This window comes from Armatimonadota bacterium (assembly GCA_031459855.1).
In the GTDB taxonomy this organism is placed as follows: domain Bacteria; phylum Sysuimicrobiota; class Sysuimicrobiia; order Sysuimicrobiales; family Humicultoraceae; genus Fervidifonticultor; species Fervidifonticultor primus.
In genome coordinates this window covers 3,100,421-3,126,750 of the sequence record JAVKHP010000001.1, presented here as the reverse complement: position 1 = coordinate 3,126,750, position 26,330 = coordinate 3,100,421, and the positions used below count along the sequence as shown (strand labels likewise).

The 26,330-nt window shown below is 68.2% G+C and carries 18 protein-coding genes and 1 pseudogene; 15 read left to right on the top strand and 4 right to left on the bottom strand.

Annotated features, from left to right (window positions below):
- Positions 1 to 8: 8 nt before the first annotated feature.
- Complete coding sequence (locus QN157_14420) at positions 9 to 1,214, bottom strand: DUF1343 domain-containing protein (protein MDR7556785.1); 1,206 nt, start codon at positions 1,212 to 1,214, stop codon at positions 9 to 11.
- Between the two features lie 106 nt (positions 1,215 to 1,320).
- Between QN157_14420 and QN157_14415 the strand changes: the two genes are divergently transcribed.
- On the top strand, positions 1,321 to 2,853 hold the full coding sequence (locus QN157_14415) for an MFS transporter (protein ID MDR7556784.1): 1,533 nt from the start codon (positions 1,321 to 1,323) through the stop codon (positions 2,851 to 2,853).
- Between the two features lie 397 nt (positions 2,854 to 3,250).
- Here the strand turns inward: QN157_14415 and QN157_14410 are convergent, their stop codons facing one another.
- The 3 genes from QN157_14410 to QN157_14400 form a co-directional block, all read right to left on the bottom strand.
- Positions 3,251 to 6,733, bottom strand: coding sequence for an AAA family ATPase (locus QN157_14410; protein MDR7556783.1), 3,483 nt, complete (start codon positions 6,731 to 6,733; stop codon positions 3,251 to 3,253).
- Between the two features lie 192 nt (positions 6,734 to 6,925).
- Entirely contained in the window at positions 6,926 to 7,951 is a 1,026-nt protein-coding gene (locus QN157_14405) for an HD-GYP domain-containing protein (GenBank protein ID MDR7556782.1), read from the bottom strand.
- Positions 7,952 to 8,210: 259 nt separating this feature from the next.
- Positions 8,211 to 9,479: an HD domain-containing protein gene (locus QN157_14400; GenBank protein MDR7556781.1), complete on the bottom strand. Its 1,269-nt coding sequence runs from the start codon at positions 9,477 to 9,479 to the stop codon at positions 8,211 to 8,213.
- A gap of 502 nt (positions 9,480 to 9,981) precedes the next feature.
- Here QN157_14400 and QN157_14395 point away from each other — a divergent pair.
- From QN157_14395 to QN157_14330, 14 genes and pseudogenes are all read left to right on the top strand, one after another.
- Positions 9,982 to 10,734 carry a hypothetical protein gene (locus QN157_14395; GenBank protein MDR7556780.1) on the top strand — a complete coding sequence of 251 codons (753 nt, stop codon included), beginning with the start codon at positions 9,982 to 9,984 and terminating at the stop codon, positions 10,732 to 10,734.
- Positions 10,735 to 11,570: 836 nt separating this feature from the next.
- Entirely contained in the window at positions 11,571 to 11,993 is a 423-nt protein-coding gene (mraZ, locus tag QN157_14390) for a division/cell wall cluster transcriptional repressor MraZ (protein ID MDR7556779.1), read from the top strand.
- A 5-nt stretch (positions 11,994 to 11,998) separates the two neighbouring features.
- Positions 11,999 to 12,940, top strand: a pseudogene (rsmH, locus tag QN157_14385) (16S rRNA (cytosine(1402)-N(4))-methyltransferase RsmH).
- 140 nt (positions 12,941 to 13,080) lie between these two features.
- The gene (locus QN157_14380) at positions 13,081 to 13,539 is read left to right on the top strand and encodes a cell division protein FtsL (GenBank protein ID MDR7556778.1); all 459 of its coding nucleotides are present in this window, start codon (positions 13,081 to 13,083) and stop codon (positions 13,537 to 13,539) included.
- A gap of 128 nt (positions 13,540 to 13,667) precedes the next feature.
- Positions 13,668 to 15,320, top strand: coding sequence for a penicillin-binding protein 2 (locus QN157_14375; GenBank protein ID MDR7556777.1), 1,653 nt, complete (start codon positions 13,668 to 13,670; stop codon positions 15,318 to 15,320).
- 66 nt (positions 15,321 to 15,386) lie between these two features.
- Complete coding sequence (locus tag QN157_14370; GenBank protein MDR7556776.1) at positions 15,387 to 16,880, top strand: UDP-N-acetylmuramoyl-L-alanyl-D-glutamate--2,6-diaminopimelate ligase; 1,494 nt, start codon at positions 15,387 to 15,389, stop codon at positions 16,878 to 16,880.
- The gene (gene murF / locus QN157_14365; protein MDR7556775.1) at positions 16,877 to 18,277 is read left to right on the top strand and encodes a UDP-N-acetylmuramoyl-tripeptide--D-alanyl-D-alanine ligase; all 1,401 of its coding nucleotides are present in this window, start codon (positions 16,877 to 16,879) and stop codon (positions 18,275 to 18,277) included. Before QN157_14370 ends, murF begins: the two co-directional genes overlap by 4 nt.
- 5 nt (positions 18,278 to 18,282) lie before the next feature.
- Positions 18,283 to 19,248, top strand: a complete 966-nt coding sequence (gene mraY, locus QN157_14360) for a phospho-N-acetylmuramoyl-pentapeptide-transferase (protein ID MDR7556774.1) — start codon at positions 18,283 to 18,285, stop codon at positions 19,246 to 19,248.
- On the top strand, positions 19,245 to 20,747 hold the full coding sequence (gene murD, locus QN157_14355) for a UDP-N-acetylmuramoyl-L-alanine--D-glutamate ligase (protein MDR7556773.1): 1,503 nt from the start codon (positions 19,245 to 19,247) through the stop codon (positions 20,745 to 20,747). The genes mraY and murD overlap by 4 nt, the downstream gene beginning before the upstream one ends.
- A complete protein-coding gene (gene ftsW, locus QN157_14350; GenBank protein MDR7556772.1) occupies positions 20,747 to 21,940 on the top strand; it encodes a putative lipid II flippase FtsW in 1,194 nt (397 codons plus the stop codon). Before murD ends, ftsW begins: the two co-directional genes overlap by 1 nt.
- Positions 21,937 to 23,064 carry an undecaprenyldiphospho-muramoylpentapeptide beta-N-acetylglucosaminyltransferase gene (murG, locus tag QN157_14345; protein ID MDR7556771.1) on the top strand — a complete coding sequence of 376 codons (1,128 nt, stop codon included), beginning with the start codon at positions 21,937 to 21,939 and terminating at the stop codon, positions 23,062 to 23,064. Before ftsW ends, murG begins: the two co-directional genes overlap by 4 nt.
- Positions 23,061 to 24,467, top strand: a complete 1,407-nt coding sequence (gene murC / locus QN157_14340; GenBank protein ID MDR7556770.1) for a UDP-N-acetylmuramate--L-alanine ligase — start codon at positions 23,061 to 23,063, stop codon at positions 24,465 to 24,467. Before murG ends, murC begins: the two co-directional genes overlap by 4 nt.
- A complete protein-coding gene (gene murB, locus QN157_14335) occupies positions 24,464 to 25,384 on the top strand; it encodes a UDP-N-acetylmuramate dehydrogenase (GenBank protein ID MDR7556769.1) in 921 nt (306 codons plus the stop codon). The genes murC and murB overlap by 4 nt, the downstream gene beginning before the upstream one ends.
- A 224-nt stretch (positions 25,385 to 25,608) precedes the next feature.
- Positions 25,609 to 26,298, top strand: a complete 690-nt coding sequence (locus QN157_14330) for an FtsQ-type POTRA domain-containing protein (GenBank protein ID MDR7556768.1) — start codon at positions 25,609 to 25,611, stop codon at positions 26,296 to 26,298.
- The last annotated feature ends 32 nt before the right edge of the window (positions 26,299 to 26,330 follow it).

Below are 26,330 nucleotides of genomic sequence, written 5' to 3'. Positions count from 1 at the left end.
CCTCCCTCTCAAGGGTAGAGCAGGTAGGGACTGCGTAACATCTGGAACCGGCGCAACTCGGCGTCCCAGCGTGCAACGATCGCCCAGGCCGGCGCCCCGCGGTCGATCGCTTCACGGACGCCGCTGGTGCCCCACACGTAGTCGAACCTGTACCGACCCCCCTGAGCGACGAACGCGAGGAGCGGCCCGTGCAGGTGGCGCGTCTCGACCAGAATGTGGACCGCGGTCGTCGCCGGCCGGAACCCCAGCGGGTCTGTGACGACCAGCCGCACCGCCCGCGGCGGATCTTCCCCTCGCAACGCGTAGGGGTCGAACACGACCCCCGGCAGCCCCACCGCGTTGAGGCGCGCGGCCAGCCGCGCCCCATCGAGCCACGGACTGTGGATCAGCTGGAACGGCGCGTCGGTGCCGACCCCCGCCGACAGCGTCGTGCCGTCGAGCACCCCCGTGGCGGCATAGTAGAAGGGCGTGAGCATCGTCGGGATGTTGGGGGAGGGACGCACCCACGGGAGCCCAGTCTCCTGCCAGGTCATGCGCCGTGTCCAGCCGCGCATGGGGATCACGGTGAGGTCTGCCCCGATGTCGAAGAGGCCGTTGAACAGCTGCGCCAGCTCGCCGATGGTCATGCCGTGCACGAGCGGAATGGGATAGAGACCGATGAAGGACTGGTAAGGTGGCTCGAGCACCGGGCCGTCCAGGTGCAGCCCGCCCATGGGGTTGGGGCGATCCAGCACCACCACCGGCTTGCCCGCGTCCTTCGCGGCCTGCAGGACCAGCGCCATGGTGGAGGCGTAGGTGTACGCCCGCGTTCCCACGTCCTGCAGGTCTATGAGGAAGAGATCGATGTGCGCCATCATGGCAGGCGTGGGGCGGCGGGTGCGGCCGTAGAGGCTGAAGACCGGCAGGTCCCCGTTGCCGTCAGGCACCGGCTGCCCGGCGGGCAGCGTTCCCGTTAGCCCGTGTTCCGGTGCGAACAGCGCGGTCACCAGGAACCGCGGGTCCCGCCGCAGCACAGCCCACGTCGGCTCGCCGGTGCTGGTGACCCCTGCAGCGTGTGTCACCAGCCCGATACGGCGACCCTGCAGGAGGCCGGGAGACCCCAGCAGAACATCCACGCCCGGACGCGTGGCGACCGGCACCTGCGCCGCTGCCGGGGGCGGGACAGGCGTCGCCAGCAGCATGAGGAGTAGGAGGAACGCTCGCGGACCTCGCATTGACCTCGGATGATTCGGGCCGCCGTCGTCAGTTTCCTGGCCTGCGGTCCCCCATGGCTCCACCGGTGGCGCGCAACCGGGTGCTCACTCCCGTCCAGGCAGACTCATGACCTCTTCCGTCGCCGACATCGCTGAGCCCGGTGCAGGCGGGTTCTGGTCCGTCATGCGGCATCGGAACTACGCCCTGCTGTGGACCGGCCAGCTCATCTCACAACTGGGCGACAGACTGCACTGGATGGCCATCTCGCTCTGGGTCTATCAGAAGACGGGCTCGGCGCTGTCAGTGTCGTTTGCGATTATGGCGTTGCTGGTGGGTTCGGCAGTCGTTGGTGTGCCAGCCGGCGCTTTGGTCGACCGTCTAGACCGCCGCAAGATTCTAGTTTATGCTGATTTGATACGCGCTACTCTCGTCTTTGCTATTCCCGATTTGATGGAGCGCAACCTTCTTCTGGTGTACGTGGTCCTTTTTCTAATATCAGCGGCGACCGCTTTCTTTCGTCCCGCGATGTTTGCGTGCATCCCTCAGTCTGTACCTCGGGGTAGCTTACTACAGGCCAATGCCCTATTCGCATCCATGGACTCAGGCACGGAGATCATTGGGCCAGTTTTGGCAGGATTAGTTGTTTCGACACTTGGCTATCAAACGGCGCTTTACCTGGATGGGATCACGTTCTTAGCATCGGCCGTGTTGGTTAGTCTTTTAAAAATAACCAACGGGGACGTCGGTGCTGTCAATCCGGCGGACGTGCATCAAAAGGGAGTATTCCATTCAATAGTTGAGGGTCTTCGCTATGTTAAGAACGACAAGATTCAACTGGGACTACTTGCCCTCGTGCTCGGTGGCTACTGGGTTGCTGGCCTAAATTCCCTCCAGACACCGATGGCAAAAGGGGTGCTGCGAGTCACAGACCAGCAGTTTGGTTGGTTCCAGAGTAGCGGAGGGATTGGCTATGTTGCGGCATCCTTACTGCTTGCATGGTGCGGCTTGACTCTGCGCAGGGGGCACGTCATCGTTGCCGCCTACCTTCTATGGGCCATGGCCGTTGCGGCGGTGGGGTTATCGGCGAACGTTGCGATGTTAGTTGTTGCGAACTTTTGGGCGGGTTTTGCCAACATGATCGTCTTTATTAGTGTAGCCACGATCCTGATGGAATACACTCCAGCTGACAAGATGGGCCGTACTATCACTACCAGGCAGGTACTAGTTGCATTGATGCGCGCAGTGTCGTTAGTGGGTTTCGGGTGGGTTGCGGACGCGGTCGGGGTTAGGTTTTCCATCTTGGCCATGGCGACCATTTCCACGATTGGAACACTGCTCGCTGCTATCAGGTTTCCAAGCGTCTGGCACTACGACGGGCGGGCAATCGGTGCAAACACACGACTCGGAATAGGCGTATTTGCGGAACGCATCCTGTCAGACTTTTTCGTCAGCCTTGTGGATCGGTGCAGTCCCGAGTTTGCTAGAGAAGAGCAAGTATGGCTGAATAGCGTCGTCCTTGCGATGGTTGCAGCGTTTTGGCTTGTCTTCTTGGTTGCGTTTCCACTGCAGAACGTCATCGCGACCGGAGTCGTGGCCGCCACCGTTATCGCGGCTGTCGTGGTTCGCGCGCTGATTACGAGGTTTGGATCGTCGAAGTAGGTGGGCGGCTCTGGCGAGATGAGTAGCGTTCTGGGTAATGGGTAGGAATTCGGGCTCCGTGGAGAGATAGCCGCGGGATTGGCAGGGCAAGTTACCGGCGGTTGCCCTTGTGACTGGACGCCAAGGCGATCCGCGACCGCCAGGACGCGCAGCGGGGTGTTTGGTTCGACGGGGGCTGCGGAGGTCTACGAGTTCGGGGCTGTGGCGGGAGCAAGTGGGCCGGGCCCGGGGAGGCTTGCGGCTAGTGATGCCTATGGGGCCCGCAGCGACGCGTCTACCGGTGCCGTGCCGAGGAAGCCAGCACCGTGTGGGTCAGCTGCGTCAAGGGGGACAGCTCCAACGTGCTTCTTCCGGCGTCCGTGGCTTCGAAGACCATCGCGGAAAACGGCACACGGGGTCAGGAGACGGTTCCCAAGCATTCCGTCGGGTGAGCCTTCGCGGACACAGGCACGCCACCATCCAGCCTTCCCATCGGATTTGGCAAGACTCCCCCGCGCAAGTCGACCGCTTCCAACTCTGCGCCAGTCTGCCGATAGTGTTCCCAGGCCGCCAAGATCTCACGGTTCAATGGAACCGCCGTCTTGAACCGCCGCTGTTGTGCCCGTGAGAGCGTGACGGCCCTTGTTTCAATCAGTTCTGCCGCCCTCTGTAGGTACGGCACACGTGGTTCTAGGCCCATGCACTTGAGGATCAGGTAATGGTGCCAATAGATCCGCTGCGGTTGAGGGTTCGCGTGATTAGTTGCTTGAAGCAGTCGAACCGCATCGGTGGACACGGCGAGGGCGGATGCCATGTTGCCAATCGCTGCATAGGCTGCTGCTAAGTAGCTCAAACAGTTGACCAGAAGGAGCCGATCGCCGGCTTGAGACTGCAGCCTCGCTGCTGTCTCCAGATCCGCGAGCGCCGTCTCGACCTGTCCAAGGAGCAGACTGATGACGCCGCGTCGCATCACCGCCTCTGACAGGCCAGCCACAGGATATCCCGCAGCCTTAAGCGTCTCAAACACATCCGCTACCACGAATCCCGCTTCAGCGAAGCGCCCTTCTTCGATAAGTAACTGCGCCTCCGCATCTCTACAAACAGCATACAGAAATCGGCTTTGAGTGTAGTGTGCGATTCTAAGAGCATGCCGTACCGCCATCCGGGCCAACTCAAAGCTGCCTATCACACGGCCAAGCCCGCTGGCAACTTCGGTAAGGCAGGAAAGATGCGTCCTCACATACTCCATCTCACGACTTGCCACAATGGCTCTGCGCAATCTACACAGAGCCTGGCCAAGCTGTCCTTCAAGGCAATCAAGCGTTGCCAGGTGAAAGTCGAGACGAGCTATCATCACACGGTCACGTCTCTTCTTCGCGATGTTCATCGAACGGCTTAGTTTTTCTCTCGCTGCTTCTGGCCTGCCCATCCATTTATCCGCAATCGCTTCTACACCTAATATCTCCGAACTTTCATGCACGAAACTTGATACTTTGCTTGCTAACTTGGCCCGCTCTAGGCACGCCGAGGCCAGTGCGAAATCAGATAGCTTGATGCATACCACGGCAGTCTGCCAAAGCGCCGTAATGACTTCGCGTGGTTCTGCGTATCGCGCCCGTCTCAGGCACGCCCTGAAGGCCGCCAGGGCTCTCCAATTCCGGCCCGCTCTACTCAGCGCCCATGCAAAGTCTCGTAGAGCTGTCACCTGCAGATCCTGCGCTCTGAGACTACCAGCCAGATGCCAGGCTCTCCTTGCGAGTCGCACTGCTGTATCAAAATTGCCTACGTGCTCGTCAAAACATGCGGCGCGGAGATACCAGGAAGCCAAAAGCTTCTTGGAGGGATCCCGCGAAGCCAGCGCTCTCATCTCATCAAGTACTTCACGCCGCTCTCGAGTTCGTCCCATCACTGTCATTACTTCGTCGAGTTTGCTCAGTACTCGAAACTCGCTACAAGTAACACTCTCAGTTGCACCTCGGCGACTAACTCGTTTCCAGCACTCCGCTGCCATGCTGTAAGCCCGGTCTGCCACTTCATACTGGTACGCGGCAGCCGCCCGATCACCCGCCGCCTCCCACCACCGTGCGGCTCTCTTAAGGCATCCTGATGCATACTGATGCCAAGCTAGCTCTGTAGCCGCGGCGTCGCCACGCGGTAGCAGAATCTTGTAAGCTCTTTGATGATACGTCACGCGGTCGCGCGGAGGCAGGCGCTCGTAGCACAGGAGGCGGTATTGCTCTAACGAAAACCTAATGGTTGACTGTTCGCGCTGAAACACACCGGCAGCATCTAGCAGTTCCACTGCAGCCTGCAGTTCACGTGTCTCTATACCTGCGAGTCCGGTGAGTACCTCCAAATCAAAACTTCGCCCTAGCACGGAGGCGACCTCGGCAACCGTCCGTGCGTCCGGAGGAAGCCCACACAGGCGCCGCTGTAGGAGTGAACGGACTGCATCAGGCATTGCATCGGATGACGCAGCATTCCCTGGTAGTACCGAGACCCTCATGCGTCGATCGGAGGTTTTGTTCCGGGTGCCAATGACTTTAAGAACCTCCAAGGCGATAAAAGGGTTGCCTTCCGATTCGAGCCAAACTCGATCAATAGCCCGAGCCGGATCCTCCAGACCTGCCGCAACATTGCTAACCAGCTCGGCAATTTCTGACCTTGTCAAGGGTGCCAGTCTCAATGCAATGTCCGCACAGCGCTGCAGGCGATAGTGCAGCGCGACCTGGGACGAAGTCAGCGGCAAGCTCGCGCTAACTGCTACGACAAGGCGAAGACCATTGGCCCTCTCCAGGAGGAATGCGACGAGGTCAACGGTATAGGCGTCGGCCCACTGTACGTCCTCGATGACTAATAGGACCGGCCGCTGAGTCGTAAGCGCCTCAACTTTCGACATCACCTGCGTGAAGTGTAGCCGAGCACCGCTCTTGGCAGGCCCAGAGTAATTGTCGTTGGGGCTGGTTCCTACACCGGTTTCAACTGAGTGCGCTTCATGCTGGCCAGAGAGTTCAAGCCCGAGGAGGTCTTTGACCGGATGATAAGCCACCGGTTGACAAAATTCGATGCACCGGCCCCGCTTCGTGATGCCACCGAAAGCAGCCCACTCCTCCAAAAACCAGTTGAGCAACCTCGTCTTGCCCATACCGGCGTCACCTGTGATGAAGATCCCAGTGCCCTTGCCGTTTCTTGCTCTCTCAAGAGCGGCAAGGAGGCATTGTCTCTCGACAAGACGTCCAATCAAAGGAAGCTCTCGCGCAGGAGGAAAGTGGCTCTGTGCAATTGGATTGCCCTCCGTGCGGGACAGCCACGGATGAGACCCTCGCATCGCACGAGAAAGGTCGAGAATGCTGTTGTCGAGTTCGACACCAAATTCGTGTCTTACCAGTCTGGCGAATCTAGAGATCTGTGCCAAAGCCGCTGCCCGGTCTCCACTTCGCAGCAAGAGACGCACTAGCGCACGCTGGAGCCGCTCCCGATAGGGATCCATCTGTATCGCCTTGCGGGCGCATCTAAGCGCAACGTCCCATCTATGCCGTTGCTCGAAACCGTCGATGACCGCCTCGGCGGTGCAAAGGTAGAGTTCGCGGAGTGACTCCCGCTCCAACACGCACCACTCATAGTCCCAGTCTTGTAACAGGTCTCCAACATAGAGCTCCATACTGGCTACCGCGCGCCCCAACGCCTCTAGGTCTAGTAACTGTCCGGGCTTGGCAATTGCTCCCTTCCTAAACTCCTGAACGTCCACCCAAATACGTGACGTGTCTAACCAAATGCGAGACGCATCTGACAAAAGTAGATCGCCCCGTAGGTCGTGTCGCTTAACTGCGGCTCTTACCCGCCAGATAACGGTGCTCAGGTTTGCCCGTGCCCGAGACTCTGAGTGGTCGGGCCAAAGCATCCCTGCCACACGAGATCTTGGAGTGGCGCCTCCGTCTCCCAGGGCAAGAACGGCAAGCAACGCTTCTTCTTTGTCACCCAGAGAAACTTGATGCGAGGACATTGTTAACGAAAAGCGGCCAAACAGCCTCAGGGCAGCGCTTTTCATATGCCTACGCTCCCGTGCACTATCTCACGATTTCCAGCTGTCCTTTCACAACGTCACGCTACTCGATCCGTGCCGCGTGACTATACGCTCAAGAGCCCTTACTACGTCTGGATCAAATTGCACGCCCGCGTTTGCTCGAATTACCTCTAGGGCTTTCTCCGGACTCGTACCTTTGCGATAGGGCCTGTCCGTCGTAAGCGCGTCGAACGCGTCGGCCACAAGTATGATTCTTGCGCCCAGTGGAATAGCTCGCCCAGCTAGGCCATCTGGATACCCCGATCCGTCCCAGTGCTCGTGATGGTGTCGCACCATGGCTGCGGAGTCCCCAAGAATCTCAAGGGGTTCGATAATGTCCGCACCGACTTCTGAGTGCTTCATGACGGCACGATATTCCTCTAAGGTTAGTTTCCCTGGCTTCCGAATGATCTCGTTGCTCACTCCTATCTTGCCTAAGTCATGTAGCAAAGCACCGATCCTAACGCGCTCCACCTCCGCCTCTGACAAATCCAGTTCCCGCGCAAGCCGAACTGCAAGGCGCGCCACTCGCTGCGAGTGATTGGACGTGTAAGGATCCTTGAGGTCTACGGCTTGCGCCATCATCTGAAGGCTGGTGAGAAGCAGCCCACTCTGCTCACCGACAAGTTTCCATGGATAGTAGCCTTCGACTAGGACCACGGCCGCAACGGCCATCGCTGCGGCTCCAAACCTATCCAGCAAGTACCCTAACGTGACTGCGGCGGCACTCAGCACGAAAATGTGGGGTAAGGCCTCGCGGCTAAGTCCGCGCGCGAGTGAACGATACGCCACGCCTTCTTGGCGGTGAATAGCGAACGCCTGCATCACCAAGGTCGACACCCAGTAAGCTAGTGGGCCAGACATGTGCACCAAAAGGCTCTCCGTCGTTTCGGAGGAGGACACGTGGAAGATGACTGACTCCACGATGCCCTGGGTGCCCAGCCCGACCCAAAGAGATGTTGCCTCGCGTGCAAAGGTTTGCGCCCATTCCCTATCCCTGCGGATCGCTCCAAGGACGGCTAGCGGCGACAAGCCGACGAGCAAGTACGCCGGCACCCCAATACTCCAGAGCGCAACGAAAGCAGGAACAGACCGCAGCGCAATCTCACTATGGTGACTCAAACGTATGCGGAAAATGTCCCCAATAACCCCAAGAGCCAAGAGAAGTAGCAAGGGTACCCACGCTTGCGATGTGGTCACCGCCAGGAGAGCTACACCGGCCGAAAAACCAGCGCCCGCTACAGCCAAACTGGCGCTCCACAGCGAGGATCCGAAATGAGTAACCCAATCTATCGTCATGCGCAGCTCCAGAGTGCTACGGGATGAACGCTGTCTTTTCTCCCAATCGCACGAACAGTCCTTTGGCAACGGCCCGCAAAAAAGCATCAACGACTTCCGGGTCGAATGCGCGCCCGCTCTCGTTTCGAACGGCAGCAATCACATCTGATTCCTCGGACGCAACGGTATAGGGGGGGAGACCGAACCTCATACTATCTACATACTCAGCCACAGCAATCACCCGTGACCCCAAGGGGATCGCGTCTGCCTTGAGCCCCTTCGGGTATCCCTGCCCGTCGTAGCGCTCGTGGTGGTGGAGCACCAACAGTCCGATATCCTTGCGTGGCAGTTCTTGTGCGATGCTCGCACCCACGTATACGTGCTCTTCGAAGTTCCTACTCGTTTCCGAATCAAATCGATGCTTTTGCAACAGATCCACCTTCCCAATTAGCCCTACGTCGTGTAATAGGGCAGCAAACTGAATGGCCTCGACGTGAGTCTCACCCAAGCGCATTTCTTCTGCAATTGCCACTGCGATGGCCGCGACCCTTCTCGCGTGCGCTCCGCTCGAAGGAAAGTCGACATCCATCGCCACTACAAGCCTGTCTACGATCTGAGCATAGAGCTGTCTTCTTCCGAGATAAAGCCGCAACGCCCGCCACTGAAACGGGAGCAAAAGCATGTACAGCACAATCGCAAAGGCTGTCACTCTTGTGGTGAGGATCCCTAAAAATATGGCAGTCGGAATATGCAGTAGGTTGGGCCAAAAAAGATCCCGGATCCCGACGAGCCAAATAGCTGACAGACTTGTTCCGCGCCATCTGCTGAAGCTGTACGCGTAGAAAAAGTTGTTCGCCGCTTGGTGCGCGAGCGGCGCCGCAACCAGCGCCAGGTGTCCTTTTTCCAAGTCGATGTGGCCGGGCGTGCCACCCAACGCAGAGAATACTAGTGCACCGATTGCAACGCTGATTCCCATCTGTGCGCCGTTCAACAGCGCCCGCCACGGTATCCATCCTCGGGAAACCACGTAACCCAACGTACGCCCCGTCCCAACGACCAGCAGAGCTGTAGGGGGATTGAAAAGGTAGGTCGCGAGATATGAGAGGACATCGCTAGGTGTGACAGCACCACCTCTAGGATCGGGTACACGTACTGAGTACGCTACTACGGTCACGATGTAGAAAAGCAACAATTCGTGCCACAGCTGCCACGATACTTGATGCAAAGAAAATGCCAGAACTACTTCAGCTGTCGCAATGACGGCCAACGTGAACCATTGGACGGGTGGCGAGATCGTCTGCATCATCTCAAAAAAGAAGAACCAGACCGACGGTCTTAGATCTCGCGATCGTTGTACACTAACAACCCACGCGCTATCGCATTGCTGAGAGCGCGTATAATCCTCATTCCCCACCTCGGCGGGTACGCTCTCGTGCAGGCGGCGCTATGGATCGCTTACGATGACGCGCGCCTCGTAATCGTGGACTTCCACGAGCTTCTCGCGACGAGGCGGCTCGGCGGCGTGGAGTGCCGCACCTGCTGCGCTGTCGGTCCGGTTACTTTATTGAAATACGCGCTTTTCGTTCAGACTCCTGCAAGCTTCCAGGGAGCAGGCAGGGCTTCCTGCGAGCTTGCACCTGAAAGCCCAGAGCCCCCCAGCGTCCCCGCAGCGCCGCGGTTGCCCCCTACGCGGGCGGGCGCCCACGGGGTGTCATCATGCCGCCCTGCAACGGCGTGAGAGACCGCGGAGAGATCGGGGCGCTACACCTGTATCTCACCAGCCGGAAGCGAAGGCGAGGTGGGGCAAGGTGCCGGGACAGGTGGTGGCCCGGTTCGTCGTCGACCGTCCGATCCAGCCGGGTATGGTGAGAGCGATTCTGGACACCCTGCAGGCGCAGGGCGGCCCCTACGCGCCGCAGCTGGTCCGGCGGGCCGCCGACGGAGCCCTGCATCGGCTGACCGGGACGCGGTCCGCCGCGCTCCTCGAGCAGCTGGGGGCCGCCGGGGAGGCCACCTTTCTACGCGTGGCCGAGAACACGCCGGAGCCGGTGCTCTCGCTTGCGATCAGCCCGAACCCGCGGACCAGCCCGACACGCGTAGGGCTTGTCGTGCCGGCGGACACGCTGTCCTCCAGTCAGGAAGTCGAGCGGCTGCTGGGGGTGTGCAAGGGGCTCTACCTCTTTCTCGAGGCTCCCTGGGGCGCTGTCGGGTCCGGGGAGTGGGAGGGCCTCGGGGGGGCGGGGGAGGTGGAGCCCCCACTGCTCCAGTGGGCGAACTTCCTTGGACCTGAGCTTGTGGCCAGAGTGGGGCCGGCCCGCGTGCTCACCTCGCTGGCGTTCATGGTCGAGATCCTGCCAGACGGCGGCATCATGGTGGTGACGCACCCGAGCCCCGCGATCGCCGACACGCCCGAAGGGATCGCGCTCCGCCACGAACTGGACGGCGTGCTCGGTCTGGGAGAGCAGGCCCAGTGGCTGTTGCGCAGGGTACGAGGCCGCATCGGACGGCTACAGCCGCCAGCACCGGGAGAGGCCCGCGCACGGTCCAGGCCACGCGACTGACAAGCAGCGCCTCGGTGGTGCCACGACGCCACCACCCACCGGCCGCTCAGTTGGGGTTGTAGTCTCGGTGGCAGCGATCCGGTCCGGGCCCCCAACGTCGCGATACCACCAGCGCCCCGGCCGCACTTCGGGGTTGACCTACCGCTCCTGACGATCCCGTTCTCCTGACGATCCCGTCCGGGGGCGCGCAGGGCAGCAGCTGGCCGCCGCCAGTCCTCCGTCAATCCTAACCCGGCACGGGCGTCTGCACCCCGTCGTAGCCCACGAGCGCCGAAGACTGTCAACCTAACCCGAAGAACCTCCGGCACGGGCTATGAGGCGCACACGGCGTCCGGCAGCGGTCAGGACCTGCCAATCGTACTCCGAAGACCCTTCGGCACGAGCTCCCCACCGAACGCGAGTACGGGCCACAGGGGAGACTGCCAGGCCTAACCCCGAACGCCCCTGCACCGGCAGGTGACGTTCAGCGCACGCCGGGCGCGCGACCCACGTGCTCTCACCGGTACGCCCGCGTGTCACAAGGATGTGTCCCCCAACCTGGCGGCTCCACGGCGCCCGCGCGGTGTCCTGGTCAGCAGGACGGCACATCCGCGCTCACAGTTTCGCTGTATCGCCGTTGCTAGATGTGGGCGAGCCGTGGCTAGGAGCAACGACATCTAGGTCCGACCGGCGCACAGCCGCCAGCAGGACCCGACACGTCCATGGCGGCCGTGCTGCGGCTGGCCGAGGGCTGCATGTCGACGCCGGCGGAAAAATTTCCGAGTTGGTTCGCGTCTACCAGGAGGAGTTTGTGGGAACCTGGAGAATAGCGTGGGACAAAGTGGTGAGGAGTGGGGATGCTCCGAGGAGAGTTCCAGTACGCCCTGGACGAGAAGGGCCGCGTCGTGCTGCCCCCCAGGTTCAGGCGCGCGCTGGGCGACCAGGTGATCGCCACCCGGGGCATCGACCCGTGCGTCACGGTGTACTCGCCCACGGAGTGGGCCAGGGTCGAAGAGGCCCTGAAACGGCTCTCGACCAGCAAACGGGACGTGATGCGGTACCTGCTGGCCGGTGCCGTTGACCTGGACCTGGACCGCCAGGGGCGGATCACGCTGCCGCCACACCTGCGGCAGCACGCGGGGATCGAGCGGGAGGTCGTGGTGGTAGGTCTGGTCAGCCGGGTGGAGATCTGGAGCCTCGCGACCTGGCAGACCTACCTCGAGCAGGCCAGGAAGTCGGCGCCGAAGATCGCCGAGCAGATCGAGGAACTGAGCATCTAGGACGGATGGCGGCGGGGACCGCTGACGCCACCGGACACGTTCCGGTGATGCTCGAGGAAGTCCTCGCCTGGTTGGCCCCGCGGCCAGGGGGGGTGTTCGTGGACGCCACGGTCGGCGGTGGCGGCCACGCGGAGGCGATCCTGGCGCGGATCGTGCCCGGCGGGCTGCTGATCGGGATCGATCGCGATCCCGAGGCCCTGGCGGTGGCGGCGCGTCGGCTCGCGCGGTTTGGCGCGGCAGTCCAGCTTCGACACGCGAACTACGCGGCGATACGCCAGGTGGTCGCGGACCTCGGGATAGAGGCGGTGGACGGGATCGTGATGGACCTTGGAGTCTCGTCGCTGCAGCTTGAGACGCCAGACCGCGGGTTCAGCTTCCTCCGGTCGGGGCCGCTCGACATGCGCATGGACCGCAGTGAGCCGCACACGGCTGCCGAGCTGGTGAACACGTTGTCGGAGGACGCCCTGGCCGACCTCATCTGGCGGTACGGCGAGGAACGGTGGGCGCGGCGGATCGCGCGGGCGATCGTGGCGCACCGGCCTCTGGCGACCACCGACGCGCTGGCGGCGGTCGTCGCCGCGGCGATTCCCCGGCGCGCGTGGCCACCCGGGACGCACCCGGCGACGCGCACGTTCCAGGCCCTGCGGATCGCGGTCAATCGGGAACTCGAACACCTCGAACGCGCACTGCCCGATGCGGTGGGGACTCTCCGGGGGGGCGGTCGACTCTGCGTCATCACCTTCCACTCCCTGGAAGATCGTCTCGTCAAACACACCTTCCTGCGTCTCTCCCGTGGCTGCACCTGCCCTCCCGGGAGCCCCACCTGCACCTGCGGCGGACGGCGATGGCTGCGCGTGCTGACGCGCCGGCCCCAGACGCCGTCGGCCGACGAGCTCGCGCGAAACCCGCGGGCGCGCAGTGCGAAGCTGCGGGTTGCGGAACGCTTGCCCCACGACGGTTCGACAGATGCGCCGGAGGCCGGGCAACACAGCGCTGATCCCACCCTCCCCTCCATCCTGCCTGACGCTTCCCCTCCGGCACCCGGCTTCCGGCGCTCTCGTCCCTGGCGGCGCGATGTTCCGCCGTCATGAACGCCACTGCGCAGCACGCCCGGGTCTACCCGGTCTGGATCCCCGACCGGCCGATCCGTCGCAGCCGGGGACGCCGACGGCGTCTGTCGCCGGTGGCCGGTGCGATGGTGATGGCGGTGCTCTGCACCCTGCCCGCTCTGTTCCTGGTCGCCCAGCGGGCCCAGCGAGCGGAGACGGGCTATGCGATCCTGCGGCTCCAGCGGGAGGTCGCGCAGTTGCGCGCCGAACAGGCGCGGCTGGCCGCGATGGCCTCGGCGCTGCGGGCCCCGCAACGGATCGAACGGATCGCCACCACAGAGCTGGGCATGGTGCCGCCCCGCCAGCCGCAGCTCGCCGCCATCACCATCGGGCCGGCCACGGCACGGGCCCAGGCGCCCGCGCCACCCAGCACGCTGCGCCGGCTGGTCGGGCTCCTCGCGGACCGTGAGGCCGAGGCGCGCGCGCGGCGGCGATGACCGGCCACCGTCATCGGCGGCCGCCTGGGGCGGGTGAGCGGTCCGGAAGTCGCTCGTTTCGTGTCGCCCGCGAGGAGCGCGCGCACCACCGGCTGATTCGGACCCGGGCCGTGGTGGTGGGCGGCGCCATGGCGGTCGCCATGCTGGCGCTGGCGGTGCGGCTGATCACGTTGCACGTCCTCGACGCCGGCCAGCTCGAGGCGCTGGCCGAGCGTCAGCAGCAGGAGACGGTGGTGCTGGCGCCGGTCCGGGGCCGGCTGCTGGATCGCGCCGGGCGTCCGCTGGCGGTGACCGTCGAGGCCCCGTCCGTCTACGCCGTCCCGTCCGCGATCCCAGACCCTCAGGCCTTCGCCCGCGCGGTCGCACCCATCCTGGGCCTGCGGGTCGCGGACGTGGCCGCCCGGCTCGACGGGCGCAAGCACTTCGTCTGGCTGGCCCGAAAGGTGCCGCAGCCCGTCGCCGAGCGTGTGCGGGCGTTGCGCCTTGGCACCCAGCTGGGCTTGCGCACCGAGTACCGTCGGGTCTACCCCAACGGCCCTCTCGCAGCCCACGTCGTGGGCTTCGCCGGCCTCGACACGCAGGGCCTCGCCGGCGCGGAGCTGGCGTTCGACCAGGAACTGCGCGGGGTTGAAGGGCGCGCCACGGTCGAGCGGGATGCGATGGGCCGCCCCCTGGTCGAGACCCAGCGGATCGTCCGCCCACCCCGGGACGGTGCGGACGTGGTGCTGACCATCGATCAGGTGGTGCAGCACATCGCCGAGCGCGAACTGGACCTGGCGGTGGCGCAGACGCGGGCGCGGGCAGGGGTCGTCCTGGTCATGGACCCGACGACCGGCGAGTTGCTGGCCGTGGCCGCCACGCCCGGCTTCGACCCCAACCGCTTCGACGCGGTGCCGCCCGCCCGCTGGAGCAACCCCGCGATCGCGGCGGTGGTGGAGCCGGGGTCGACGTTCAAGGTGGTCCTGGCAGCGGCGGCGCTGGAGCACGGTGTGGTGAGCCTGCAGGACGTCTTCACCAGCGACGGCACGTACCGCGTCGCCGGCCACCTCATTCGCGAGGCGCACGGGCGCGTCTACCGCCGGCAGACGCTGACCGACATCATCGCCAACTCGTCGAACGTCGGCGTCGCCATGGTGGCCACGCGGCTGGGCAAGGAGCGCTTCTACGCCACGATCCGCCGCTTTGGCTTCGGGGCCGCGACCGGGGTGGAGCTCCCGGGCGAGGCCGTGGGGCTCGTGCCCCCGCCGGACCACTGGCTGGGCCCGGGGCTGCAGACGATCGCGTTCGGGCAGGGGATCTCGGTCACGCCGCTGCAGATGCTGGCCGCCGGGGCCGCGCTGGCCAACGAGGGCGTGTGGGTGCGTCCCCGCGTGTTGCGCCAGGTCCGGGACCCGGCGGGCCGCACGATCCGCGTGCCCGCGGCCGAGCCCGCGCGAGCCGTCACGAGCCCGCAGGTGGCGCGGCAGGTCCTGGCGATGATGGACGAGGTGGTGGAGCGCGGAACCGGCACACTGGCCAAGCTCGACGGCTACCGCGTGGCGGGCAAGACCGGAACGGCCCAGAAGCCGGCGCCGGGCGGCGGGTATCGGGCCGACGCCTACATCGCGTCGTTCCTGGGGATCGTGCACACCGACCGGCCGGTCCTGGCCGTGTTCGTCCTGCTCGACGAGCCCCGCGGGGCCTACTACGGTGGGGTGGTGGCCGCGCCGGTCTTCCGGGCGATCGCGGCGCAGACGCTGTGGCACCTGCGGGTGGCGCCCGCAGCGGCGGTGGATCGCTGAGACGCGCGGCGGTCGGCTCTGGGGGCGGCTGCTATAATGGGCGGGGGCTTTCGGGAGGTCGTCCGCATGCGGGTACGCGCGCTGCTGGCGGAGCTCGACGCGCCGTCGGTGGCCGGCGACGCGGACCGGGAGATCGCGGGCCTGGCGTACCACTCCCGGGAGGTGCGCCCCGGCTTCCTGTTCGCCGCCCTTCGGGGTCAGCAGCACGACGGGCATGCGTTCATCGACGAGGCGATCGCGCGCGGCGCGGCCGCCGTGCTGGTGGACCGCCCGGTGCCGCCGCGGCCCGGCGTGACGTGGATCCGTGTCGCCGACAGCCGTCGCGCCCTGGGACTGCTGGCTGCGGCGTTCTTCGGACATCCGTCGCGCCACCTGCGGGTGATCGGCGTGACCGGCACCAACGGGAAAGGGGCGACGACGTTCCTCGTCGAGGCGATCCTCCGCCACGCCGGGCAGCGGTGCGGGATCATCGGGACCATGGGCGTCGTGGTGGACGGCGCGACGATGCCCGGTGACCGCACGACGCCGGAGGCGCCGGCGCTGCAGGCCGCGTTGCGGCAGATGGTGGACCGGGGGTGCAGCTACGCCGCCCTGGAGGTGGCGTCCCACGGGCTGGTGCTGGAGCGGGTCGCCGGCACGCGCGTGGAGGTTGCGGTCTTCACGAACCTCACCCGCGACCACCTGGACTTCCATGGCAGCCTGGAGGCGTACCGCGCAGCGAAGGCGCGGCTGTTCGCCATGGTCCCGCCGTCGGGCTGGACCGTCCTGAACGCCGACGACCCGGCCGCGGCCGTGATGCGCTGCGTGAGTCGGGCGCCCGTCGTCACCTACGGCCTGCGGGCGCCCGCCGACGTTCGGGGCCGCGACGTCGAGCTGGATCAGCGCGGCAGCACGTTCGTGATCGAGACGCCGCAGGGCACGGCGCGTGTCCGCCTGCGCCTGGTCGGCGCCTTCAACGTCGCCAACGCGCTGGCGGCCGTAGCCGTCGGCCTCACGCAGGGTGTGCCCCTGGCCACGATGGTCGAGGCACTCGGCGCCATGCCGGGCATCCCGGGGCGCTTCGAGGCGCTGCACGAAGGACAGCCGTTTGGGGTCGTGGTGGACTACGCGCATACGCCCGACGGGCTCGAGAACGTGCTGCGCGCCGCACGGGCGATCACCGCCGGTCGGCTCATCGTGGTGTTCGGGTGCGGTGGCGATCGCGATCGCACCAAGCGGCCGCTGATGGGCCGCATCGCGGCCGAGTGGGGCGACGTCGTCGTCGTCACATCGGACAACCCGCGCGGGGAAGACCCGCTGGCGATCATCGAGGAGATCCGGCCGGGCGTGGTGCAGGGTGCCGCAGGGCGCGCGGTGGAGGTCATGGTCGAGCCGGACCGGCGCCGGGCGATCTCCCTGGCTCTGGCGACGGCGCGGGCCGGCGATCTGGTCCTGATCGCCGGCAAGGGACACGAGCCGTACCAGGAGATTCGCGGGGTGAAGCACCCCTTCGATGACCGGCAGGTTGCCCGCGCGCTCCTCCGGGCCGGGATGCCGGCGGGAAGGACGGCCACGCCGTGAGCGTCCGCCTGATGGTCAACGACCTGGTGGCAGCCACCGGCGGCCGGCTCGTGGTGCCGCCGGGGGGCGCGGTGCCCGCGGCGGTGACCGGCGTGACCATCGACAGTCGCACGGCCGCGCCCGGCAATCTGTTCGTTGCACTGCGGGGGACCACCACCGACGGGCACCGGTTCGTGGACGATGCGGCCGCGCGGGGCGCCGTGCTGGCGCTGGTCAGCGAGCCGCCGGCAGCCCGCGGGCTGCCGGCCATCGTGGTCGACGATACGCTGCGGGCCCTGGGGGCGGTGGCGGCGCTGTGGCGGCGACAGCTGGCACCGGTCGTCGTGGGGATCACCGGCAGCGTGGGGAAGACCACGACGGTGGCCCTGACGGCGCACGTGCTCGCGCGGCGCTGGCGGGTCGCGCGTACCGCAGAGTCGTGGAACGCCGAGCTCGGTGTGCCGCTGGCGCTGCTGGGGCTGCGACCACACCACGAGGTGGCGGTGCTGGAGATGGCGATGCGTGGCCGCGGGCAGATTCGCGCCCTGGCCGCCATGGCGCGGCCCCAGCTGGGCGTCGTTACCCTCATCGGCGACACGCACCTGGAATTGCTGGGCTCCCACGAGGCGATCGCGGCAGCCAAGGCCGAGCTGCTCGAGAGCCTGCCCGACGATGGCCTCGCCATCGTGAACGCCGACGACCCGTGGACCCCGCGCGTGCTTCGCGACGTCCGCAGTCGGGTGCTGCGCGCAGGCCTGGGGCCAGACGCCGACGTCCGCGCCACCGCCGTCGCGCCGGCGGGCGACGGCATGCGCTTCGTGCTCCACGGCGGCGGCGAGCAGGCGGAGGTGCTGCTGCCGCTGCCCGGGCGTCACCAGGTCCAGAACGCGGTGCTGGCGGCGGCCGTGGGTGTGGCGCTGGGGCTGCCGGTCGCCGAGGTGGCCGCGGGACTGCGCCAGGCGCGTCCACCCGCGATGCGCCAGCAGGTGGTGCTGATCGACGACGTGCTCGTGGTCGACGACTCGTACAACGCCAGCCCCCAGTCGATGCGGGCGGCGTTCGAGGTGCTGGATCAGGTGAGCGGCGCGCGGCGACGGGTGCTGGTGCTGGGGGAGATGCGCGAGCTGGGGCCACAGGCGCACGAGCTGCACCGCGACGTCGGCCGGGCAGCCGCGGCCGTGCGTCCCGCGGTGCTGCTGGCGGTGGGACCCGCGGCGCGCGGCTACGTGGAGGGAGCGATGGCCGCCGGGATGCCGGCCGACGCCCTCGTTTGGGTGCCCGACGTCGAGGCTGCCCTGCCGGTGGTACGCGGCATGGTGCGGGCCGGCGATGCGGTGCTGATCAAGGGGTCGCGCGCCGTGGCGATGGAGCGCCTCGTGGCCGGATTGGGCGCAGGAGCGCCGGCGGGCTCGCTGTGACCGCGGTGGCGACGTGGCCCCTGTGGGCGCAGGCGGGCGCGGCAGCCCTGCTGGCGGCTGCGGCGGTGCTGGTGACGGCACCGCGGGCGGTGGCGTGGCTGTCGGCCCTGGGGTCGCGGCAGCAGATCCGCGAGGATGCCCCCGCGCGCCATCGGGCCAAGGCCGGCGTGCCGACCATGGGCGGCGTGCTGATCGTGGCTGCCGTGGTGCTGGCGACAGCGATCACGGGCGGCTGGACGGCACGGGTCGGGTTGGGGCTGGCAGGCCTCTTGGGGTTTGGGGCCATCGGATTCCTCGACGATCTGCAGAAGGTGCGCCGGGGGCGCAATCTGGGCCTGCGGGCCAGGGAGCGGCTGACCCTGCAACTGGGGCTGGGCCTGCTGCTGGGCAGCGTCACGGCCGCTACGCTGGGGTCTGCGGTGCGGCTGCCCGGCGGTGCCGCGATCGACCTGGGCGGCGCCTACGCTGTCGTCGCCGCATTGTGGCTCACGGGGTTCGCTAACGCCGTGAACCTCACCGACGGGCTCGACGGGCTCGCCGCAGGGCTGTCGGCCGCGGCCGCGGCGGGGCTGGCGCTCGTGGCCGCCAGGCGCGCGGCACCCGACGCGGCCGTGGTGGCCGCCGCCATCGCTGGCGCGGCAGCGGGCTTCCTGTCGGTGAACAGGTACCCTGCGCGCCTCATCATGGGTGACGTGGGGTCCAACGCGTTGGGCGGAGGCCTGGCGGCGCTGGCGATGGCCACGGGCACGGAACTCCCCCTGGCGATCATCGGCGGCGTCTTCGTGGCGGAAGCGGCGTCGGTGCTGGCGCAGGTGGCCTACTTCAAGGCGACCGGAGGCCGGCGCATCTTGCGCATGAGCCCACTGCATCACCACTTCGAGCTCGTGGGCTGGTCGGAGCCCCAGGTGGTCCGGCGGTTCTACGCCGCCGGCGGAGTCTGCCTGGTGCTCGGCGTCATCGCCGCCCGATGAACACTGCGGCAGCCGCACGCCTCGAGGCGGTTCTGGCCCGGCTCCGCGGCCGGCGGATCCACGTGCTCGGGCCGTCGGGGACCGAGGGCTCGGCGGTGCTCGACTTCCTGCTGGCCCACGGCATCACGACGATCACCGCGCACGACGTGGAGCCCGCGGAGCGGTTCGCCGCCACGGTGGACCGCACCCATCCTTGGCTGGATGCGGCGGGCCGCGCCGCGCTGGTGGCACGCCTGTGGGCCGGCCCGGTGACGTGGCGGCAGGGCGCGCGGTACCTTGAGGGGCTGGAAGAGGCCGAGCTCGTCTTCGCGCCCCAGTCGTGGTTCCGCTATCCGCAGAACGCGCCGGTGCGCGAGGTGGTGGCGCGGGGGATCCCGCTGTGGAGCCTGACGCGTCTGTACTTCGAGGTGCACCCGGGGCCGGTGCTGGGCGTCACCGGCACCAACGGGAAGTTCACGGTGGTCACCCTGCTCGGTGCCATGCTGGAAGCCGCGGGAATCCCGGCGGTGGTCTCGGGGAACGACCGCACGCACGTCCCGGCGGTCTACGCGCTGGAGCGGTTGACACCGCAGACGTGGCTGGTGCTGGAGATCAGCAATCGCCAGCTCGTTGGCCTGCCCTACAGCCCCCACGTCGCCGTGGTCACCAACATCGCCCCGCACCACCTGGACGACCATGGGAGCCTGGAGGCGTACGTGGAGGCCAAGCGGACGATCGTGCGCTGGCAGCGCCCCTCAGATTGCGCGGTGCTGAACGCGGACGATCCGCTGGTGGCGGGCATGGCCTCGGGACTGGGCGCGCAGGTCCACTGGTTCAGCCGTCGTCGCGTGGTCCCCCGGGGCGCGTACCTCGCGGACGGCTGGCTCGTGCTGGCGGGTCGGCAGCCAGTGCGCGTGCTGGATGCTGCGGCGCTGGCAGTGCCCGGGGACCACGTGGTCGAGAACGCCCTGGCCGCCATGGCGGCAGCGGCGATCGTGGGAGTGCCGCCCGAGGCCATGGCGCAAGCCCTGCGCGCCTTCCGGGGGCTTCCCTATCGATGCCGGCTGGTGGCCGAGCGCGACGGCGTCGCCTTCTATGAGGACTCGCTGGCCACCAACCCGGCGGCGGCCGCCGCGGCGATCCGCAGCATGCGCCGGCCGGTCCACCTGATCGCGGGCGGGTACCGCCAGACGCCGCGCGCGGAGGAGTTCGAGCCGATGGTCGATGCTCTGGCCGCGATCGCGACGCGTGGCGTCTACCTGATCGGTGCCACGGCGCCCGTGCTGGCTGCGGCGCTGGCCCCGCTGGCGCGGGCCCGCGGGCTGGCCGTGGTCCAGGTGCAGACGCTGGAGCGCGCCGTGGCAGCGGCGCGGGCTGCGGCGCGTCCCGGCGAGGCGGTGCTGCTGTCGCCCGGCTGCGAGAGCTTCGACCAGTTCGCGGACTATCGGGAGCGCGGCGACCGGTTCTGCCAGCTGGTCGCGTCGCTGCCTGCGATGGCCGTCGAGGAGGCGGGGCGCTAGTGGGCACCGTCGCGGCCCTGCATCGACGCACCGGCGACGTGGCGCTCTTCGCGTGCGTGCTGGCCCTGGTGGCCGTGGGCCTGGTGATGGTGTACAGTGCGAGCAGCATCGTGGCGCTCGAACGGGTGCAGGACAGCGCGTACTTCTTCAAGCGCCAGGCCCTGTGGGCGGCGCTGGGACTGGCGGCGCTGGGCGTGGCGTGGCACGTGCACTACCTCCACTGGCGGCGTCTGGCCGTGCCGGTGCTGCTGGTAGCGGTGGTGCTCATGGGACTGGTCCTGATCCCGGGGATCGGGGTCGTCGCGGGCGGCGCCCGGCGCTGGCTCGTCGTCGGGCCGCTGCGCCTGCAGCCGGTCGAGCTCGCCAAGCTGGCGGTGCTGCTCTACGTCGCGCAGTTCGCCACCCGGCGCGGGCTGAGCATGGGGGATGTCCGGCGCGGCGTGGTCCCACCGTTGCTGATCACCGGGCTGCTGGGCGCGCTGGCGCTGCGCCAGCCCGACATGGGCTCGGCGCTGGTGCTGGGGGCGGCGGTGTTCGTCATGCTGTTCCTGGGCGGCGCGCGACCGCTGCACCTGGGGCTGATCGCGGGCGCCGCGCTCCCGCTGGTGGCCGCAGCCGTGGTGGTGGCCGACTACCGGATGGCGCGGATCGTGGCGTTCCTGAACCCGTGGCGCGATCCGCAGGGGGCGGGCTTCCACATCATCCAGGCGCTGCTGGCGTTCGGCTCCGGCGGCATCGTCGGCCTGGGACTGGGCGCCAGCCGGCAGAAGTTCTTCTACCTTCCGGAGCGGCACACGGACTTCATCTTCGCCATCCTCGGGGAGGAGCTCGGGCTGGTGGGCACGCTGGGGCTGCTGGTGCTGTTCGCGGTGTTTGCGTACCGCGGGTTGCGCATCGCGGCGTACGCGCCCGACCGGTTCGGCAGTCTGCTCGCGGCCGGCATCACGATATCGGTGACGGGGCAGGCGCTGCTCAACATGGGCGTGGCGACCGGCAGCCTGCCGGTGACCGGCGTCCCGCTGCCGTTCGTCAGTTTCGGTGGCTCGTCCATGGTCACCACGATGCTCCAGGTCGGGGTGCTGCTGAACATCTCGCGGTACGCGCAGCGTGCCCGACCGGCCGAGCGGGCGCCTGCCCGGCCCGGGCACCAGCCTGCCCGGACGGGCGGCGTTCGCGCGCTCGTGGCGCCATGAAGGTCGTCATCACGGGCGGTGGCACCGGCGGGCATGTGTACCCCGGCCTGGCCATTGCGGAGGCGCTGCGGCGGCGGCACCCGGACGCGGGGATCGTGTTCATCGGCGGCGACCGCTTGGAGGCGCAGATCGTGCCGCAGGCAGGGTGGCCGTACCGCAGGATCCGCGCCCGGCCGCTGGTGCGGGGCCGCGGCGTCGCCATGGTCGGCGCGCTGGTCGCCACCGGCGTGGGCGCGGCCCAGGCGCTGGCCGTACTGGCCCGCCTGTGGCCCGACGTGGTGGTCGCCACCGGCGGGTACGTGAGCGTGCCCGTGGGCGTGGCGGCCGTCGCCCTGGGGCGACCGCTGGTGCTGCAGGAACAGAACATGCGGCCAGGACTGGCGAACCGCGTACTGGCCCGCTGGGCGCGGTGGGTCTCGGTGCCCCATCCTGCGGCGGGTGCCCGCCTCGGTGCGCGGCGCGTGGAGGTCACCGGCGTCCCGGTCCGCCAAAGGGCACTGGAGGGCGAGCGCGCCCGTGGCCTGGCCCGCTGGGGGCTCGACCCCGAGCGGCTGACGCTGCTCGTGCTCGGTGGCAGCCAGGGCGCCGACAGCCTGAACCGCGCGGCCTGCCGCCTCGCCGACCTCCTGATGGGCGAGGGCGGCCTGCAGCTGCTGCACCAGACCGGCGCGGCCCACGTTCAGTGGGTCCGCGAGGCGATCGACCGGCGTGACCGTGGCCCTGGAGCGATCCGCCACGTGGCGGTGCCGTACCTGGATCCGATCGGCGACGCCTACGCCTGCGCGGACTTGGTGCTCTGCCGCGCAGGCGCGGCGACGCTGGCCGAGGTCACCGCATGGGGCCTGCCGGCCATCTTGGTGCCGTATCCACACGCCGCCGACGGACACCAGGAGGACAACGCGGCGGTCCTGGTGGCCGCCGGCGCCGCGGTGCGCATCGCCGACGCGGCGCTGGGTGACGGCGCGTTGCTCGAGGTCGTGCGCGCGTTGATCGCGGATGGCGCCCGGCGCGCGGCGATGGCGAGGGCGAGCCGCCAGCTGGGGCGGCCCGACGCCGCCGAGGTGGTGGCGACGCTGGTGGCGCGGACCGCGCAGCGCGCCGTCGCCCGGGAGGCGCCAGCGTGATCGCGCGGGGCGCACACCTGCACTTCGTGGGGATCGGCGGCGCCGGCATGAGCGCGCTGGCCCAGGTGCTGCTGCACCGCGGCTACGGCGTCTCGGGATGCGACCTGCGCGAGTCCGAGGCCACGGCGCGCCTGCGCCGGCTCGGGGTCGGCATCGCGTGCGGGCACGACGCGACGCACGTAGACGGCGCCGACGCGCTGGTGGTCTCGCGGGCCATCGGGGAGGGCAACGCCGAGGTGGACGCGGCGCGGCGGCGCGGCTTGCCGGTCTACCATCGGGCCGAGCTGCTGGGGGCCGTGATGGCGGCCGGCCGTGGCGTCGCCGTCGTCGGAACGCACGGCAAGACCACGACCGCGGCGATGCTGGCGCGGGTGCTCACGGCGGCCGGGCTCGACCCGACGGCGCTCATCGGCGCCGAGGTGCCCGACTACGATGGGAACGCGCGGGCTGGCCGCGGCGAGTGGATCGTGGCCGAAGTCGACGAGAGCGACGGGTCGCTGGTCCACGTGCGGCCCGCGGCGGCGGTGCTGACCAGCCTGGACGCCACCGACCACCGGGACTTCTACACGTCGGCGGCGCACCTGGTGGGTGTGTTCGCGCGCTTCCTGCGGGGCGTGACGCATGATGGCTTCGTGGCGGCCTGCATCGACCACGCGGCGGTGCGCGCGGTCGTCGCCGGGCTCGGGCGCGCCGTGGTCACCTACGGCTTTCATCCGAAGGCCGAGGTGCGCGGCGACGCGGTGCGCGTGGACGGAACACACACCCGCGCGCGCCTGACCGTGGGCGGGCGGCCGGCAGGGGAGCTGGAGTTGCAGGTACCGGGCCGGCACAACGTCGCCAACGCCCTGGGGGCCCTGGCCGCGGCCCGCGCGGTGGGAGTGCCCCTGGAGACCGCGCTGGCAGCCCTGCGGGGGTACCGGGGGGCCGCGCGCCGGTTCGCGATTCGCGGCGAGGCTGCCGGCGTGCTGGTCGTCGACGACTACGCGCACAACCCGGTGAAGCTGGCGGCGGTGCTGCAGGCCGCGCGGGAGGGGTGGCCCGGGCGGCGCCTGGTGGCCGTCTTCCAACCCCACCGGTTCTCGCGCACGCGGACGACGCACCGCGCCTTCGGCGAGGTGTTCGCGCTGGCCGACGAGGTGATCGTGACGGAGATCTACCCCGCCGGCGAGCGCCCGGTCCCGGGGGTCAGCGCGCAGCTGATCGTGGACGCCGTCGGCCGGCACCGCGCGGTGACCTACTGTCCCACCGCCGAGGACGTCCTGGCCGCGCTGGAGCGGCTGGTGCGGCCGGGCGACCTGGTGCTGACGCTGGGCGCGGGCGACATCGGCGCAGTGGCGGACGCGCTGCTGGGGCGCCTGCGGTTGCGCGATCCGGCGCCGGCCGGCGCGGAGGAGCGGTCGTGACGACGGTGGCGCGGCCGCTGGCCGCCCTCGAGCAACGGCTCCGGGCCGTCGTGCGCGACGTGCGGCGCAACGCGCCGCTGGCGCGCCACGTCTCGTTCCGCATCGGCGGCCCGGCCGACCTCCTGGTCATTCCGCGGTCGATGCGGGAACTCCGGGCGGCCTGCGACGTCCTGTTCGCCGAAGGCGTCCGTCCGGTGGTGCTGGGCGCGGGCTCGAACGTCCTGATCGGCGACCGCGGGATCCGCGGCGTCGTCGTCAAGCTCGGGAAAGGGCTCGACCGCGTGCACATCGACGGTACGCGGGTGGTCGCGGAGGGCGGCACGGGCCTGCCAGCCCTGGCGTTGCGCACGGCACGAGCAGGGCTTGCCGGTCTGGAGTTCGCCGCGGGCATTCCCGCGTCGGTGGGGGGGGCCGTGGTCATGAACGCCGGCGCGCATGGCCACGCCATGGGTGAGGTGGTGTACGCGGTCGACCTCCTCACCCCCGACGGCCCGCGCCGGCTGCACCGGGCCGCGCTGCAGTTCGGGTACCGGACGTCGGTGCTGCAGACGGAGCCCTGGATCGTCGCGTCGGCCACGCTGGTGCTGCAGCCCGACGAGCCTGCGGCGGTGATGCGCCGGATGGAGGCGTGGCTGGCGCTGCGGGGAGCCACCCAGCCGATCGGCCCGCCCAGCTCCGGGTGCATCTTTCGCAACCCGCCCGGGGACCACGCCGGTCGCCTGATCGACGCGGCGGGCCTGAAGGGGCTGGCGGTGGGGGGCGCGCGGATCTCGGAGGTGCACGCGAACTACATCGTGAACACCGGCGGGGCGACGGCGGCCGACGTGCTGGCGCTCATCGAGCAGGTGCGCACGCGGCTGGCCGTGCACGCCGGGGTACACCTCGACCTGGAGGTCAAGCTGCTGGGCGACTTCTGAGACGATCGAGACGACGCCGTCGCACCTGGATCGTGATCATGCCTCTGACCTCGCACACCTCGCACGCAGCATCGTCGGTTGCCCGATGGCGCCGTCGGCGTCTCGCGCAGGCGCCACACCGCCCTGCGCGGTCCCCGCAGGCAGCCCCCTCCGGGGCAGGCACCGCTCCCGTCGCGGCAGGGTCCCCGGCTTCGGTCCTTCGGATCCTCCGCTTTGGCGTCGTCATGGCCTGGCTCCTGGCGGTGGTGTCGGTCCCGGGGTCGGCGTTCTTCCAGGTACGGCGTCTGGAGGTGACCGGGGCCCGCGTCCTGTCGCCCGACGCTGTCGCGGCTGTCGCCGGGATCGCCTCGGGCCGCCCACTGATCACCGTCCGGCCGGCAGACGCACAGGCGCGGCTCCAGGCCCACCCGCGCATCAGCGCGGCCCGCGTGCGCGTGCGGTGGCCGGACGCGGTCGAGATCGAGGTGACCGAGCGGATCCCCCGCGTGGCGGTGGGCAGCGGCGGGCAGTTCGCCCTGGTCGGGGACGACGGGATCGTGGTCGCCGTCGCCGCCGACCCGGCCGGACTGCCCGTGGTGGACGACCGCGTGGCACCGCCACAGGTGCTGGTTCCGGGTGCCCGCGTGGCCACCGGGGCGGTGCGCGCAGCCCTGGGGGCCCTGGACGCGCTCCCCGCCCCCATGGCGGCGCGGTTGGCGCGGGTGGTCGTGCGCGAGGGCGGCGATGTCGCCATGGCGTTCGCCCCGGACCTCGTCGTCCGCGCTACGCTGCGGGAGGACCTCCCCGACCGCCTGGCGCGCCTTCCCGAGATGCTGGAGGCGCTCGTCGCCCGCGGCATCGTGCCGCGGATCGTCGACCTCCGGTACGCGGGGTCGCTGGTCGTGGTGCCGGTACGAGGAGGAGATGTCCGGTAGGCGTGGAATAGCCGCCTAGATCTGGGGGCAGC

Bases quoted from the DNA above. Each gene is read 5' to 3' on its own strand.
- murG (MDR7556771.1), top strand. From the start codon at position 21,937: ATGAAGGTCGTCATCACGGGCGGTGGCACCGGCGGGCATGTGTACCCC.
- QN157_14410 (MDR7556783.1), bottom strand. From the start codon at position 6,733: ATGCTTTGGCCCGACCACTCAGAGTCTCGGGCACGGGCAAACCTGAGC.
- QN157_14330 (MDR7556768.1), top strand. From the start codon at position 25,609: ATGGCCTGGCTCCTGGCGGTGGTGTCGGTCCCGGGGTCGGCGTTCTTC.
- QN157_14380 (MDR7556778.1), top strand. From the start codon at position 13,081: ATGAACGCCACTGCGCAGCACGCCCGGGTCTACCCGGTCTGGATCCCC.
- QN157_14415 (MDR7556784.1), top strand. From the start codon at position 1,321: ATGACCTCTTCCGTCGCCGACATCGCTGAGCCCGGTGCAGGCGGGTTC.
- mraZ (MDR7556779.1), top strand. From the start codon at position 11,571: ATGCTCCGAGGAGAGTTCCAGTACGCCCTGGACGAGAAGGGCCGCGTC.
- QN157_14370 (MDR7556776.1), top strand. From the start codon at position 15,387: ATGCGGGTACGCGCGCTGCTGGCGGAGCTCGACGCGCCGTCGGTGGCC.
- murD (MDR7556773.1), top strand. From the start codon at position 19,245: ATGAACACTGCGGCAGCCGCACGCCTCGAGGCGGTTCTGGCCCGGCTC.
- QN157_14400 (MDR7556781.1), bottom strand. From the start codon at position 9,479: ATGATGCAGACGATCTCGCCACCCGTCCAATGGTTCACGTTGGCCGTC.
- QN157_14375 (MDR7556777.1), top strand. From the start codon at position 13,668: ATGGCGGTCGCCATGCTGGCGCTGGCGGTGCGGCTGATCACGTTGCAC.
- QN157_14420 (MDR7556785.1), bottom strand. From the start codon at position 1,214: ATGCGAGGTCCGCGAGCGTTCCTCCTACTCCTCATGCTGCTGGCGACG.